Here is a 13,943-nt window from a genome sequence, read left to right as displayed (position 1 = left end):
TGTCCGCCATCGTAGGCAACCCGCAGCTCGACGCGCAGGCCGCTCTCCCGGGACCAACGGTCCACGCGCCTACATGGTTCCACGGTCCGATTACCACTCCGATTCACACACTGTGGATGGCCCGGGGCCTGTGGACAACTCGCTCGGCGGCCGTGCGGATTCGGGCAGCCTGGCCGCATGGACATCATCTACGCGCTGCTCGACCTGCTGCTCCCCCGCCGCTGCGCAGGCTGCTCCACCCCCGGGGTGACCTGGTGCGCCCGCTGCGGGGCGGCGGCGGGGCTGCTTTCCGTACACCGCACGGTCCTGGCTGGCATCCGCGCGTACGCCGCCCTGCCGTACGCCGGGCCGGCCCGCAAGCTGGTCCTGGCCTACAAGGAACGCCACCGCCGCGAGCTGGCCACCCCCATCGGCCAGATCCTCGCCGCCGCCGTCCCCCGCGTCCTGACCCGCGAGTCCCTCACCCCCCGCTGCGTGCTGGTCCCGGCCCCGTCCCGACCGGCCGCCCTCCGCAGACGCGGCGGCAACCACATGACCCTGGCCGCCACCCACGCCGCCACCACCCTCCGCACCGCAGGCGTCGACGCCTCCGTCGCCCCCCTCCTCCACCTCCACCGATCCGCCCGCGACTCCACCACCCTCTCGGCCCCCGCCCGAGCCACCAACCTCCACAACCGCGTCCACGTCACCACCCCCACCCGACCCCCCACCGCCCCCCTCCTCTTCATCGACGACGTCATCACCACCGGCACCACCGCGGCGACCTGCGTCAACGCCCTCAAATCCGCAGGCCTCCCCGTAGCCGCCGCCCTAGCCCTCACCGTCACCCTCTAGCCGCCCTCACCACCACGGAGCGCCCAACCGCCCATCCCGGCCCCCGGCGAGGTCTCTCCCACGTCCCTCAACCCGCGCCCGCAGGCCCGGCCGCCCAGCCTTCAGCGAACTCAGCCCCGCCTCCAAGCCGAGTCCCGCACCCACAAGATCCACGCGCCGACTCCGCCGAGGTCCGCCAATCTCCCGCCCCTACACCACCGCAGGTGTCCGCCCATGTCCAGTGCAACGCAGCCACGCCCACAACCACACGAGTCCGCACCGCTATCCCCGCGCGCACCCCACATCCCGCCACGGGGGCCGTCGCACGGGGTCGGGTCGCCCGCGTACCTCACCGTGCGTTCCGCGGGCGGCGTGGGCGTGGGCGTGGGGGCGCCGTTTCGGATTCCTTGCTGTGGCGAACCTTGTTGTGTTCCCTTTCTGGCCGACCTCAATCCACTACCGACCGCTTGCTGTCGGACGGATTTGCGGGCAGGTAGCGCGTTCTGGCGGGCTTGTCGGGTTCGGCGGGGGCGAACCTCGGTAGCCCACAACAACCTTCAGCATCAATCCACAACGAACACCCACCAGGGAGGTCTCATCGCGCACTGCGGGAGTTGCGGTCAACCGGTTGCCTGCGTTGGCAAGCGGAGCGGCGGGGTGCAAATTTCGGTTTGCATCGAACGAATCGGGGATGTGGGGGTGGAGCGGCGGGAAGGACGGGGTGGATCTGGATGACGGGACATCTATCCCAGGACGTGGGACGTTCGCGTGCGCCCACATGAGTGAACCGGGGAGTGGGAACCTTCCGGGCATGTCGTCCGTTGGCCGGTTATGAGCCGCCGAATGGGTCCGGGAGTGGGTAGGCCAGCGGGTGCCCGCGGGCCGTTCGGGGGCGCGCTCTACTACATCGCGGTGCACCGCGCCAGCGTCCGTCGTGGTGAACGGGGGTACACCCGTCCGGCGTCGGGGCTGGCGGCGGGGCCTTGGGGAGCTGGGGCGTTGTTGCGGCGTGTGACTTTTCCGTTTCGCGGCGTGTCCCCCGCCGAGGGGGCTGTTGCAGAACCGAAACCCGGGCTACCGTCGTGCGCTATCAGCGTTCCCGGTTGGCGGGGAGGAGGCGAGGAGCCCATGACCCTGGCGCCGGAGGCGGCCTGACCGCCCGTCTGGATCCGATCCGGAACTCGTCCGGCGCCGTCGCTACGACTATCGGCTCTGATCAATCCCCAGCAAGGGAGGTCGTGTATGGACATCGTGGTTAAAGGCCGTAACGTCGAGGTGCCCGATCACTACCGAGTGCACGTCGAGGACAAGCTCAGCCGGATGGAGCGGTACGACCGCAAGGTCATCCGCTTCGATGTCGAGCTGTACCACGAGCCCAACCGCAGGCAGCACAAGAACTGCCAGCGCGTCGAGATCACCGGCAAGGGCAGGGGCCCTGCCGTCCGGGCCGAAGCCTGCGCGGGCGACTTCTACGCCGCGCTGGACATGGCCGTCACCAAGCTGGAGAACCGGATGCGCCGCCTGCACGACCGCAGGCGCGTGCACTACGGCCGCCGCAGCCCCGCCTCCGTCGCCGAGGCGACCTCCGAGGTCAACGGCAAGCGGATCGCCGTGCTGGAAGCCGAAGCCCCGTCCTACGACAGCGCCGCCGACGTGCCCGAGCAGCGCTGGGACGCCGAGAACGAGAACCTCCCCGGGCAGGTGGTGCGGGAGAAGGAGCACCCCGCCAAGCCCATGACCGTCGACCAGGCCCTCTACGAGATGGAACTCGTGGGCCACGACTTCTACCTCTTCGCCGACGCCGACTCCGGACAGCCCAGCGTGGTCTACCGCCGCAAGGGCTTCGACTACGGCGTCATCCGACTGGTCTGACCTCCACGAGCGGATCCCGGGGTCGACCCCGACCCCGGGATTCGCGCTACCCGCAGCCGGGGTCAGCCCGGGTAGAACGGGCGGTAGTTCGCAGCGCTCGGCGGGTCGCTGAGCCAGACCTTCCCGGGCTGGGTCGTCTTCCACATGTCGACCTGGTCGGTGACGATGACCTCGCGGCTGGGCGACGCGGTGATCGAGGTGACCGGCAGGGACAGGTTGGTGCTGAGGTACGGGGTGTAGTCCACGCCGTCGATGGCCGTGGAGACGACCGGCAGCGCCGGGAGCTTGGTCGCCGCGACCAGCACCGTGCGCTCGCTCCAGTCGAGGCTGGTCACGCTGCTGATGGTGCCCTGGTGCAGCGTCCGCGAGGCGCGGATGCCCACCGACTCCTCGGTGCGGACGATCGAGGCGACGCGGATCTCGTTGTTGACCACGGCGGCCACCCGGACCCCGTCGCGGGACAGGCGCAGTTCGGTGATGTGGCCGTTGCCCCTGGTCAGGTCCGAGGCGTCGACCGGGTGGGCGCGCCAGACGTTGTCCGGGCCGCGGACCGCGCGGACCACCAGCGTCCCGTTGACGACCGTCCAGACCTCGTTGCCGCTCTCGTCGCGGGTGTTGCCGGGGGTCCACGTCGGGCGGGTGAGGGAGGTGGCGTTCTCCAGCGTCACCACCTGCAACTGCTGGTCGATCGGCCCCACCCGCAGCCGGACACCCCCGGCCACCGGCTCCACCACCGCCAGGTGGCTGCCGTCGAGGGACTGGGCGCCGCTCTGCAGCTTGTAGGCCCCCGCGCCCGCGGGTCCCTGGATCGGCCTGCCGTCGGCGAGGCTGACGATGCGGTTGTCGGCCACCGCTAGGCCCACCAGCTCGGCGCGCGGGGTGGCCAGCGAGTCGTAGGCGGGCACGTCGTCGGGCTGCCAGTCCTGGCGGTCCGGGATGAGCGCGCTGCCGGTGTCGAGGATGCGCAGCTTGTTGAGGGTGATGCCGCCGAGGGAGTTGACGAGCTGGGCGACCATCCGCTTGCGCTCGTCGAGCGACTTGCCCTCCAGCTTGGTCAGGTTGATGCGGATCGCGCCGTCGTTGTCCTGCACGACGTTCGTGTGCCGCTCGACCCCTTCCAGCGTGGAGACGACCGCGCCCTGCAGGCCCTCCGACGGGCCTGCCAGCAGCAGGTCGACCACCCGGCTGGCCAGGCTCTCCCGCGGCTCGATCGCCACCCACCGCGGGTCGGGCACCAGCACCCGCAGCGCCGGGTCGAAGAACTGCAGGTTGACCCGGCGGTAGGCGGCCTCGAACCGGTTCTTGGTGAGCAGCAGGTAGCGCGGCGCCTGGGCGATGCGCCACTGCTGGTCGGCGCCCCGGCGCAGGACGATCTTGTACTCGCGCTGCTGGACCGACGGGTAGTAGCTGCCGCCGTGCTTCAGCTCCCCGATGGCGTTGGTGCCCAGCGTGATGTGCTTGACGTCGGGGTCCTGCCCGTCCGGGGGCGAGTGGCCGAGGTCCGGGCGGGTGGTCACGTTGTTCTGGATGATCGTGATGTCGGCCTCGGCGGGCCAGGTCGCCGCGGCCTCCTCGGTGAGGTAGGTCTTGGCGGCGGCGACGTTGTCCGCGGTGTCCAGGAAGTCCTGAACCAGCGTGTAGGGGTCGACGTTGGGGCGCGGGCCGCTGATCGGGTCGGGCGCCTCGCCCGGGTTCTCCAGCATCACCCGGGGCTGGGTGTTGGCCGCGATGGTCGCGCAACTGGTCAGGAAGGCCAGGGCCAGCAGCGCCACGAGGGCACGGGTCACGCGGGAACTGGTCGCGCGGGAACGGATCACGGGGGAACGGGCCGCGCGGGAACAGGTCGCGCGAGAACAGGTCGCGGGGGAACGGGTCACGGCAGCGCCTCCTCGACGGCGGGGGCAGCGGCGGGCGGCAGCGGCAGCGGGCTGGTCCGGTACTCCTCGCCCTGGCGGCGCGGGACGGTGAGGCGGAAGCAGGCGCCCTCGCCCGGCTCGCCCCAGGCGTCCAGGCCGCCGCCGTGCAGGCGGGCGTCCTCCAGGCTGATGGCCAGGCCCAGACCGGTGCCGCCGGTCTGGCGGTTGCGGGAGGCGTCGGCGCGCCAGAACCGGTTGAACACCAGCTCGGCCTCGCCGGGGCGCAGGCCGACGCCGTGGTCGCGCACGGTGATCGCCACCGCGTCGTCGTCGGCGGCCATGCGGACCTCCACCGGCTTGCCGTCGGCGTGGTCGACGGCGTTGCCGAGCAGGTTGCGCAGGATGCGCTCGATGCGGCGCGGCTCGACCTCGGCGACCACGCGCTCGTCGGGCAGGTCCAGCACCAGCTCGGTGCCGGTGTTGCGGGCGATGACGCGCACCGAGTCCAGCGCCCTGCGCACGATGTCGCGCAGGTCGGTCTCCTCGGCGACCAGTTCCTCCACGCCCGCGTCCAGCCGGGAGATCTCCAGCAGGTCGGCCAGCAGGGTCTCGAACCGGTCCAGCTCGTCGACCAGCAGCTCGGTGGAGCGGGCCAGCCCGGCCGGGAACTGCTTGCGCGAGGCGTGCAGCACGTCGGCGGCCATGCGCACGGTGGTCAGCGGGGTGCGCAGCTCGTGCGAGACGTCGGAGGTGAACCGGCGCTGGAGCTGGCCGAACTCCTCCAGCTGGCGGATCTGGCGCTCGATGCTCTCGGCCATCTCGTTGTAGGACTGGGCCAGCCGGGCCACGTCGTCCTCGCCGACGACCACCATGCGCTCGTCGAGCTCGCCGTCGGCGAAGCGCTCGGCGGCGCGGGCGGCGCGGCGCACCGGCATGACGACCTGCCGGGTGACCAGGTTGGTGATGCCCGCCAGCAGCGCGAGCAGCACCAGGCCGCCGACGATCAGCGTGTTCTGCACGACGTTGACCGTCTTCTGCTCGCTGTCGAGCGGGTAGAGCATGTAGAGCTGCACCGACGGCGGCGATGACGTGACGGTCGTGCCCATGATCAGGTAGGTGACCTGGGCCCCGTCCCGGACCGTGGTGTGGTTCTGCCCGATGATCTGGCCCTGGGCGTTGCGCACGAATCGGCGCATCTCCTCGGGCACGTCTTCGTACGGCCCGGCCACCGCGACCGTGCCGTCGGCGCCGTGGCTGGCCAGGACGGGCTCGAACGCCCCCGCCGAGCCGGTGCCGCCGGGCTCGTCCGGGCCGGTGCTGGTGATCTTGTTCAGCGCGCTCTGCAGCTTGCCGTCGAGGTCGGCGGCGTTCGGGGTGAGCCCGGCCAGCTCGCGCTCGACGGTCTGGGCGAGGTCGCGCGTCTGCTGGGAGGCGGCGTCCTCCTTGACGGCGACCAGCTGCAGGGTGATCTGGCTCTGCAGGACCATGCCCAGCACGAAGGTCACCGCCGAGCCCAGCGCCAGCGTGCTGACCACCACCCGCAGCTGCAGCGAGCGCCGCCAGAGCACGCCGAAGGCGACCGACCGGCGCTTGGCGGCGGCCACCAGCCGGGCCACCGCGGCCGCCGCCGCCCGGCCGCGGCGCTCCAGGAAGTCGGTCACCGGCGCATCACGGCGGCCCCGCCTTGTACCCGACCCCGCGGACCGTCAGCACCACCTCGGGGTGCTCCGGGTCGCGCTCCACCTTCGAGCGCAGCCGCTGCACGTGCACGTTGACCAGCCGGGTGTCCGCGGCGTGCCGGTAGCCCCAGACCTGCTCCAGCAGGACCTCGCGGGTGAACACCTGGCGCGGCTTGCGGGCCAGGGCGACCAGCAGGTCGAACTCCAGCGGGGTGAGCTGGATGGCCTTGCCGTCGCGGGTCACCTCGTGGCCGGGCACGTCGATGGTGAGGTCGCCGATGGCCAGCACCTCGGCGGGCTCGGACTCGGTGCGGCGCAGCCGGGCGCGCACCCTGGCCACGAGCTCCTTGGGCTTGAACGGCTTGACCACGTAGTCGTCGGCGCCGGACTCCAGGCCCAGCACGATGTCGACGGTGTCGCTCTTGGCCGTCAGCATGACGATCGGCACGCCGGACTCGCCGCGGATGGCCTTGCAGACGTCGATGCCGTTCATCCCGGGCAGCATCAGGTCCAGCAGGACCAGATCCGGTTTCAACTCGCGCAGCGCGGGCAGCGCCCGCGAGCCGTCGGCCACCACCGCGGTGTCGAAGCCCTCGCCGCGCAGCACGATGGTCAGCATCTCGGCCAGGGCGGGGTCGTCGTCCACAACCAGCACACGTGCCTTCATGCGGACATATTCGCACTGGTCGGCCCGGGCGCGTCGACCGGCAGGGGCATCAGGCCAGGACAGCTGCGGCGAGCGCCACCGCGTCGCCCCCGTCGACGGGGTGCCAGGGCGAGAGCCAGTGCTCGGCGGCGAGCTGGTCGTAGACGGCGGCGCAGCGCGCCTGCAGCCCGCCGTCGACCTCCCAGGTGTCGCGCGCCTGGGCCTCGGTGCTCTCCCGGCCCCGGGTGCGCTCGGCGGCGACCTCGGGGGCCACCCGCAGCAGGACCTGCGCGTGCGGCACGGGCAGGCCGAAGCGGTCGATCTCGATCTCCCGGACCCACCGCACGAACGCCCCCGATGCGTCCTCGTGCAGGCGGGCCGCGCCGTAGGCGGCGTTGGAGGCGACGTAGCGGTCCAGCAGGACCACGTCGTGGCGGTCGAGGTCGGCGAGCAGTTCGTCACGGGCGCCGAGGCGGTCGAGGGCGTAGAGCACGCCCATGCCGTAGACCTCGTCCCCCAAGCCGCCGAGCCTGCCGTAGAGCCCGTCGCGCACCAGGTCGGCGGTGACCGAGCGGCCGTACCGGGGGAAGGCGTGCATCGCCACGCTCGCCCCGTGGTCGGCGAGGGCGGCGACGAGCTTGTCCGAGAGCGTGCGCTTGCCCGCGCCGTCCAGCCCCTCGATCACGATGAGTCGACCCACGGGCGCCACCTTAGTGGCCGCGGGCGCTAGACCGCCGCGGCCAGGTCCAGGTGCAGCGGGTCGCTGGCGAAGGGGTCCTGGATGGCCAGCGCGGCGGCCGTGCTGGCGAACAGCGCCCGGGTCTGGGCCGGGGTGATGCCGACGCGGTTGAGCAGGCGGACCAGGTGCTCGCGCCAGACCTCCCGCCACTGCCCGGCGACGGGGGCCTCGGCCTGGCCCTCGGCGGCGCGGCGGGCCCGGCGCACGGCGTTGGTCCAGCGGATCAGGTCGTGGTCGCGGGTGCGGGCCAGCCGGGTCCAGCGCACGTCCAGCGGCCTGCCGCCGGGGGCGCCGCCGCCGAGCCAGCCCGCGGTGGCCGCGCGGTCCAGGCGCAGGGCGTGCGCGGTGGCGACGACCAGCTCGGTCGCGGCGGTCTGCTTGTCCGCGCCCGCGGCCAGCGTGGCCACGGCCAGCTCGGTGCCGCGGCAGAACACGTCCTCGGCCGGGGCGGCCGGGCCGAACCCGGCGTCGACGGCGTGCTCGGCCTCGGCCACGCCCCCGGCCACCTTGGCCAGGTCGGCGCGCAGCGCCTGGGCGCTGCACCAGTCGGCCCCGCGCAGGCCGATGACCAGGACGTCGTCGGCGGCGCGCTGGAAGTACCAGTCGGCGAGCTGGCCCGCCATGCGCCTGCCGTCGAGCAGGGGGCGGACGCGGTCGACGATGAACTGGTCGAGGTCATCGGCGCGGCACTGCACGGCGGACCAGGATCGGGGGCGCAGGGGTGCTGCGGTGCGGGTCATCCGACCTCCTCCTTCACCATCCGTCCGGTTGGGACGGACGCACGGAGCGGTACCCCAGCCATGATGTCCCGGGCAGCTGACGGGCACCTGACGTGCTCACGGGACAGGGTGAAATCGTCACATCCGAGTGCCCCGCGTCACATCTCCCAGCATGCGCAAGCCCGCCGCGGGCGGCGGCTCCCCCATCCACCGCCCGCGGCGGCAGCCCACCCCCCGGGGCGGTCTGCGGTCCGGCACGCCCCTGCACGCACCGGAACTATGCAAGTTCGCCGCCGAACCCGATCTTGTTACGACCATGAGACGCAGGTCACAAAGAAACGGCCCCGCCGAAGCGGGGCCGCCTGCTCGCCGGGGAGCGCCTAGTACCGGTAGTGCTCCGGCTTGAACGGGCCCTCCGGGTCCACGCCGATGTACTCGGCCTGGTCCTTGCTCAGCTTGGTGATCGTGCCGCCGAGCGCCTCCACGTGGATGCGGGCGACCTTCTCGTCCAGCTTCTTGGGCAGCCGGTAGACCTCGTTGTCGTACTCCTCGTGCTTGGTGAACAGCTCCACCTGGGCGATGACCTGGTTGGAGAAGCTGTTCGACATCACGAAGGACGGGTGGCCGGTGGCGTTGCCCAGGTTCATCAGCCTGCCCTCGGACAGCACGATGATCGAGTGCCCGTCGGGGAACACCCACTCGTCGACCTGCGGCTTGATGTTGATGCGGCGCACGCCGGGGACCCGGGCCAGGCCCGCCATGTCCAGCTCGTTGTCGAAGTGGCCGACGTTGCCCAGGATCGCCTGGTGCTTCATCCGGGCCATGTGCTCGGCGGACACCACGTCCTTGTTGCCGGTCGTGGTGATGATGATGTCGGCCTGCTCGACGACCTCGTCCAGCGAGCGCACCTCGAAGCCGTCCATGAGCGCCTGCAGCGCGCAGATCGGGTCGATCTCGGTGACGACCACCCGCGCGCCCTGGCCGCGCAGCGACTCCGCCGAGCCCTTGCCGACGTCGCCGTAGCCGCAGACCACGGCGACCTTGCCCGCGATCAGCACGTCGGTGCCGCGGTTGATGCCGTCGATGAGCGAGTGGCGGATGCCGTAGCGGTTGTCGAACTTCGACTTGGTCACCGAGTCGTTGACGTTGATCGCCGGGAACAGCAGCTCGCCCGCGGCGGCGAGCTGGTAGAGGCGCAGCACGCCGGTGGTGGTCTCCTCGGTCACGCCGCGGATGCCCTCGGCGATCTTGGTCCACTTGCCGGAGTCGGCGGCCAGGGAGTTGCGCAGCGTCTCGAGGATGATCTTCCACTCCTCGGCGTCGCCCTCGTCGGCGGCGGGCACGACGCCCGCCTTCTCGTACTGGACGCCCTTGTGGACCAGCAGGGTGGCGTCACCGCCGTCGTCGAGGATCATGTTGGGGCCCGAGCCGTCCGGCCAGGTCATCATCTGCTCGGTGGCCCACCAGTACTCCTCGAGCGTCTCGCCCTTCCACGCGAACACCGGGACGCCCTTGGGCTCCTCCTCGGTGCCGTGCGGGCCGACGACCACCGCGGCGGCGGCGTGGTCCTGGGTGGAGAAGATGTTGCAGGAACACCAGCGGACCTCGGCGCCCAGCGCGACCAGCGTCTCGATCAGCACCGCGGTCTGCACGGTCATGTGCAGCGAGCCGGAGATGCGCGCGCCCCGCAGCGGGTAGACGTCGGCGTACTCGCGGCGCAGCGCCATCAGACCCGGCATCTCGTGCTCGGCCAGCCGGATCTCCTTGCGGCCGAACTCGGCCAGGGACAGGTCCGCCACGGCGAAGTCGATGCCGTTGCGGGTCTGCTTGAACCGCTCCCGCGTGTCTTCAGCGCTCATCAGGTGATTCCTCCAGACTGTGGTTCCCTGGGAGACAGTACCGCCGCGGATGCCCGGCTGACCCTCGCCGATCGGGCTCATTCGCCGAGGGGACACGATCGGAGATGCCGTGCTGCCGACGGGTGCGGAGACGCGCGTGGTCGAGCTGCGCGTGCACGGGATGATGGGCACGACACCGGAATCGCTGGTGTCGGCGGTCTCCGCCGTCGACGTCGCAGGCGACGGCGTGGGGCGGGTCGTGCGCCCGGCCGACCGGCTGCTGCGCCCGGCCCCCGGCCCGGTGCTGCGCGCCGAGGGCCGCTCGGTGTCGCGGGTCGTCGAGGGCTACGTGTGGGGCGCGATGACCTCCGGCGGCTGGGCGAAGGCGGCCTGGGCGCTGCTGTTCCCCTTCGCCCTGGCCAACATGGCGCACTGGATGCTGCCGCCCCCGCCGCGCGGGCACCGGCCCGCGCGCCTGCTCGGCGGGGTGCTGCGCGCGCTGCTGCGGCTGGCGGCGCTGCTGCTGACGGTGCTGTTCGTCGTGCAGGCGACCGTCGTCACCTACGACTTGCTGGCGGTGCAATGCCTCGCGCCCGGCGCGGACTGCGTCGGGTGGGTGCCGGACTGGTTGCGCCGGGCGTACCCGTTCCGCCAAGCGGTGGCCGTGGTGCCGGTGTTGCTGCTGGTCCTGGTGCTGCACCGGGTGTCGTGCGTGGCGTGGGAGACCCCGGCCGCGCCGAACCCGCCGGACGCGCCGCCGAACGTGCGGGTCGACCTGCCCGGGCGCAACCTCGTGGCCGACCCGGACACCCCGGCGCTGCGGGCGCTGCACCTGGTCGCCGCGCTGGCCGCGGTGGCGCTGGCGCTGGCCGGGCCGTTCGCCGCGCCCGACCCGGTGCGCGCGTTCGTGCCGTGGGTGCTCGCCTTGGCGCTGCTCGGGGTGTGCGCGCTGGGCGCGCTGCTGCTCGACGACCCGCGCGGGGTCCGGCCGGGGCGCGGCGGGCGGCTGCTGCGCGCGGCGGTCGGGCGCGGGCGGGTGCTGGCGGCGCTGGGCGTGCTGGCCGTGCTGGGCGCCGCGGCGGCGGTCGACCCGGTGCCCGCGGTGCCGCGCGGAACCGGGACGACGGTGGACGCGGTGGCGGCGGCGCTGATCGTGGTGATCGTGCTCTTCGGCGTGCTGCTGGCGCCCGCGGCGCGGATCGCCCGGCGCACGTGGCGGGAGCTGCCGCGCGGGCTGCGGCCGTGGGCGGGCGGGTGGATGGCCGCGCCGGTGGTCGCGGTGGCGGCGCTGCTGGGCGGCGGCTTCGGCGCGGGGTTGGCGATCACCCTGCGCACGGTGATCGGGTTCGACGGGATGCGGCTGCCGCCGGGCTACACCTCGGTGACGCTGCTCTGGGGCGCGGGCGGGGTGCTGGCCGCCGCGGTCGCCCTGCCCGCCGCGGCGATCTCGGCGGCGCGGCTGCTGCGCGGCGGGCGCACCCCGGAGGCCGACCTGCTGGCCGGGGCCGACGCGGGCGCGGCCGCCGCGGGCAGGCGGGCGTGGCGGCTGGCCGACTGGCAGCGCCGCAACCTGCACCGCGTCGTGCTCGCCGTGGCGGCGTTCCTGGCCGCGGGCACCGCGGTGGCGGTGGCGATGCGCTTCCTCGGCCACCAGGTCGCGCCGCGGCTGGAGCCGCTGGGCGCCATCGGCGTGCTCGCGCTCGGCCTGCTCGCCGGGTCGCTGCTTCGGGCGGTGCAGAACGCGGCGCGGGAGCCGGAGGCGGGCAGGCGGCTGGGCGTGCTGGCCGACCTGGCGTGCTTCTGGCCGCGCGAGGCGCACCCGGCCGTGCCGCCGAGCTACGCGCTCAAGGTCGTCCCCGAGCTGGCGACCCGCGCCGCCGAGCACCTGCGCGACCCGCACACCCGGGTGGTGCTGACCGGGCACAGCCAGGGCGGGCTGCTGGTGCTGGTCGCGGCGGCGCGGCTGCTGGACTCGGTGAACGAGCCCGAGCGCATGCGGCTGGGCCTGGTGACCGTGGGAACCCAGTTGCAGTGGGCCTACCTGCGCGCGTTCCCCTCGGTCGTGCCGTTCCCGGCGCTGGCGGCCACGGCGGCGAGCTTCGGCACCCGCTGGCGCGCGCTGTGCCGGGGCACCGACCCGATGGGCGGGGCGGTGCTGACGTGGAACCGGATGGCCGTCGACGGCAGGCTGCTGGGCACCGGCCTGCGCCCGGACGGCACCGTCGGCCCGCTGCCCGCCGCGACCCGCTCCCCGACCGGCGCCCTGGTCCTCGGCGGCGACCACTGGCTGCCGGACCCGATGCACGGCCCCTTCACCGGCCGCCGCTGGTGCCCGGGCGTGCAGGCGGGCAAGAACTACACCGCCGACCCGGAGTGGGACCGCGCGGTGGCCTTAGCCGCGGGCCTGGACCCCGACGACACCGGCGGGCTGCCCTGGCCCACCCGCGTGCTCGCCTAGCCCTCGCCGCCCGCCAGGCGGCTGACCAGGGCGTCTGCGGCGGCCCGGTGGCCAGCGTCGGCGAGCAGCCCGGCCGGGGCCAGGACGTAGTCGCGGTCGACGGAGACCACCGCGTTGCGCAGGACCGGGCGCAGCACGGGGTCGTCGCGCAGGGCCTGCTCGACGGGCGCGATGTCGCGGGCGTGCCGGAACACCCCGCCGGAGAGGACCAGCACCCCGACGCCGCGGGGGCCGAAGTCGCCGTCCACCAAGCGCAGGTGGCGGCGGACGGCGAGGACGGCGGCCAGCGCGGCCAGGCGCAGGTCGGCGTCGGCCTCGGCGGCCGAGGCGGGCACCCAGTCCACATCGGACGCGCAGCGGCGGGCGTGCTCGGCCAGGTCGGCCCCGCCGATGCGCTCGGCGGCGGCCTCCGCGACGACTCCGGGGGCCGACCAGCGCATGCCGATGTCGCCCTCCACCGTGCGCCGGTCCGAGGGCAGCGCGACCGTGCGGCCGGAGGTGTCCACATCGGACACGGCTGAGTAGACGTCGGTCGTCGCGCCGCCCACGTCGACCACGACGACCGCGCCCGCCTCCGCCGCGGCGCGCACCGCGGCCAAGCGGGTGACGCCGGACAGGACGGCGTCGGGGGTGACCGTGCGGACCAGGCGGCGGAAGCGGGGGCCGCGGGAGAGGTTCTTGCCGCCGATCACGTGGTCGAGGAACACCGAGCGGATCGCCGCCCGCGCGGGCCCGGGGGCCAGCTCGCCGACGTCGGGGAGCACGTTGCCGGTGGGCACGACGACCCGCCCGGCCAGCAGGTCGAGCGCGGCCTGCCGGGCCGCGGCGTTGCCCGCCAGCACGATCGGCACCCGGATGCGGTTGGCCCCGAGCCTGCGCGCGTTGTGCAGCAGCACCCGCTCGTCGCCGCCGTCCGTGCCGCCCACCAGCAGGACCACGTCGGGGCGGGCGGCGCGCAGCTCGCGCACCCCGGCCCCGTCGAGCGGGCCCGAGGACACGTGCACCACCTTCGCCCCGGCCGAGAGCGCCACCCGGTGCCCGGCCTCGGCGCTGACCAGCCGCTCCTGGCCGACCACGGCCAGCCGCAGCCCGCCGCCCGCCGACGAGCAGACCAGGACCGGGGCCTCGCCCAGCGCGGCGGCGACCGCCGCCACCCCGTCGAGCACCTCGGGCGGGGTCGTGCGGTGCTGGGCCGTGCCCAGCAGGGCGCCGTCCGCGGCGACCAGCGCACCCTTCGTCCAGGTGGACCCGACGTCAACGCACAGCCACGGCACGCCGAGAGGTTAACCCCCGCTCACGCGGGCGCGTGCGCCCCCACCGGCC

The 13,943-nt window shown here is 73.6% G+C and carries 10 protein-coding genes; 3 read left to right on the top strand and 7 right to left on the bottom strand.

All coding sequences use genetic code 11. The features are described from left to right. The first annotated feature begins 177 nt into the window (after nt 1-177). Nucleotides 178-834: a ComF family protein gene (locus ACWEPX_RS17305; RefSeq protein WP_451898176.1), complete on the top strand. Its 657-nt coding sequence runs from the start codon at nt 178-180 to the stop codon at nt 832-834. A gap of 1,221 nt (nt 835-2,055) precedes the next feature. Continuing rightward, nucleotides 2,056-2,685, top strand: a complete 630-nt coding sequence (gene hpf / locus ACWEPX_RS17300; RefSeq protein WP_451898175.1) for a ribosome hibernation-promoting factor, HPF/YfiA family — start codon at nt 2,056-2,058, stop codon at nt 2,683-2,685. A 62-nt stretch (nt 2,686-2,747) separates the two neighbouring features. Here hpf and ACWEPX_RS17295 read toward each other — a convergent pair whose 3' ends face one another. The 6 genes from ACWEPX_RS17295 to ahcY form a co-directional block, all read right to left on the bottom strand. Beyond that, nucleotides 2,748-4,472 carry an LpqB family beta-propeller domain-containing protein gene (locus ACWEPX_RS17295; protein ID WP_451898174.1) on the bottom strand — a complete coding sequence of 575 codons (1,725 nt, stop codon included), beginning with the start codon at nt 4,470-4,472 and terminating at the stop codon, nt 2,748-2,750. An 86-nt stretch (nt 4,473-4,558) separates the two neighbouring features. Next, nucleotides 4,559-6,202, bottom strand: coding sequence for an MtrAB system histidine kinase MtrB (mtrB, locus tag ACWEPX_RS17290; protein WP_451898173.1), 1,644 nt, complete (start codon nt 6,200-6,202; stop codon nt 4,559-4,561). Nucleotides 6,203-6,209: 7 nt separating this feature from the next. Next, nucleotides 6,210-6,887, bottom strand: a complete 678-nt coding sequence (gene mtrA, locus ACWEPX_RS17285) for an MtrAB system response regulator MtrA (protein ID WP_451898172.1) — start codon at nt 6,885-6,887, stop codon at nt 6,210-6,212. 49 nt (nt 6,888-6,936) lie between these two features. Next, a complete protein-coding gene (locus ACWEPX_RS17280; protein WP_451898171.1) occupies nt 6,937-7,566 on the bottom strand; it encodes a dTMP kinase in 630 nt (209 codons plus the stop codon). Between the two features lie 26 nt (nt 7,567-7,592). Continuing rightward, on the bottom strand, nt 7,593-8,345 hold the full coding sequence (locus ACWEPX_RS17275) for a lantibiotic dehydratase C-terminal domain-containing protein (protein ID WP_451898170.1): 753 nt from the start codon (nt 8,343-8,345) through the stop codon (nt 7,593-7,595). Nucleotides 8,346-8,704: 359 nt separating this feature from the next. After that, the gene (gene ahcY / locus ACWEPX_RS17270; protein ID WP_451898169.1) at nt 8,705-10,183 is read right to left on the bottom strand and encodes an adenosylhomocysteinase; all 1,479 of its coding nucleotides are present in this window, start codon (nt 10,181-10,183) and stop codon (nt 8,705-8,707) included. A 109-nt stretch (nt 10,184-10,292) separates the two neighbouring features. Between ahcY and ACWEPX_RS17265 the strand changes: the two genes are divergently transcribed. Continuing rightward, nucleotides 10,293-12,620 carry a hypothetical protein gene (locus tag ACWEPX_RS17265; protein ID WP_451898168.1) on the top strand — a complete coding sequence of 776 codons (2,328 nt, stop codon included), beginning with the start codon at nt 10,293-10,295 and terminating at the stop codon, nt 12,618-12,620. Here ACWEPX_RS17265 and ACWEPX_RS17260 read toward each other — a convergent pair. Beyond that, the gene (locus tag ACWEPX_RS17260; RefSeq protein ID WP_451898167.1) at nt 12,617-13,894 is read right to left on the bottom strand and encodes a glutamate mutase L; all 1,278 of its coding nucleotides are present in this window, start codon (nt 13,892-13,894) and stop codon (nt 12,617-12,619) included. The two genes, ACWEPX_RS17265 and ACWEPX_RS17260, sit on opposite strands and share 4 nt — an antisense overlap. Nucleotides 13,895-13,943: the final 49 nt, after the last annotated feature.

It is taken from the genome of Actinokineospora sp. NPDC004072 (assembly GCF_053604195.1).
This window is presented reverse-complemented; position numbering and strand designations above follow the sequence as displayed.

Coding starts and splice junctions, on each gene's coding strand:
- mtrA (WP_451898172.1), bottom strand. CDS start 6,887: ATGAAGGCACGTGTGCTGGTTGTGGACGACGACCCCGCCCTGGCCGAG.
- ACWEPX_RS17305 (WP_451898176.1), top strand. CDS start 178: ATGGACATCATCTACGCGCTGCTCGACCTGCTGCTCCCCCGCCGCTGC.
- hpf (WP_451898175.1), top strand. CDS start 2,056: ATGGACATCGTGGTTAAAGGCCGTAACGTCGAGGTGCCCGATCACTAC.
- ahcY (WP_451898169.1), bottom strand. CDS start 10,183: ATGAGCGCTGAAGACACGCGGGAGCGGTTCAAGCAGACCCGCAACGGC.
- ACWEPX_RS17275 (WP_451898170.1), bottom strand. CDS start 8,345: ATGACCCGCACCGCAGCACCCCTGCGCCCCCGATCCTGGTCCGCCGTG.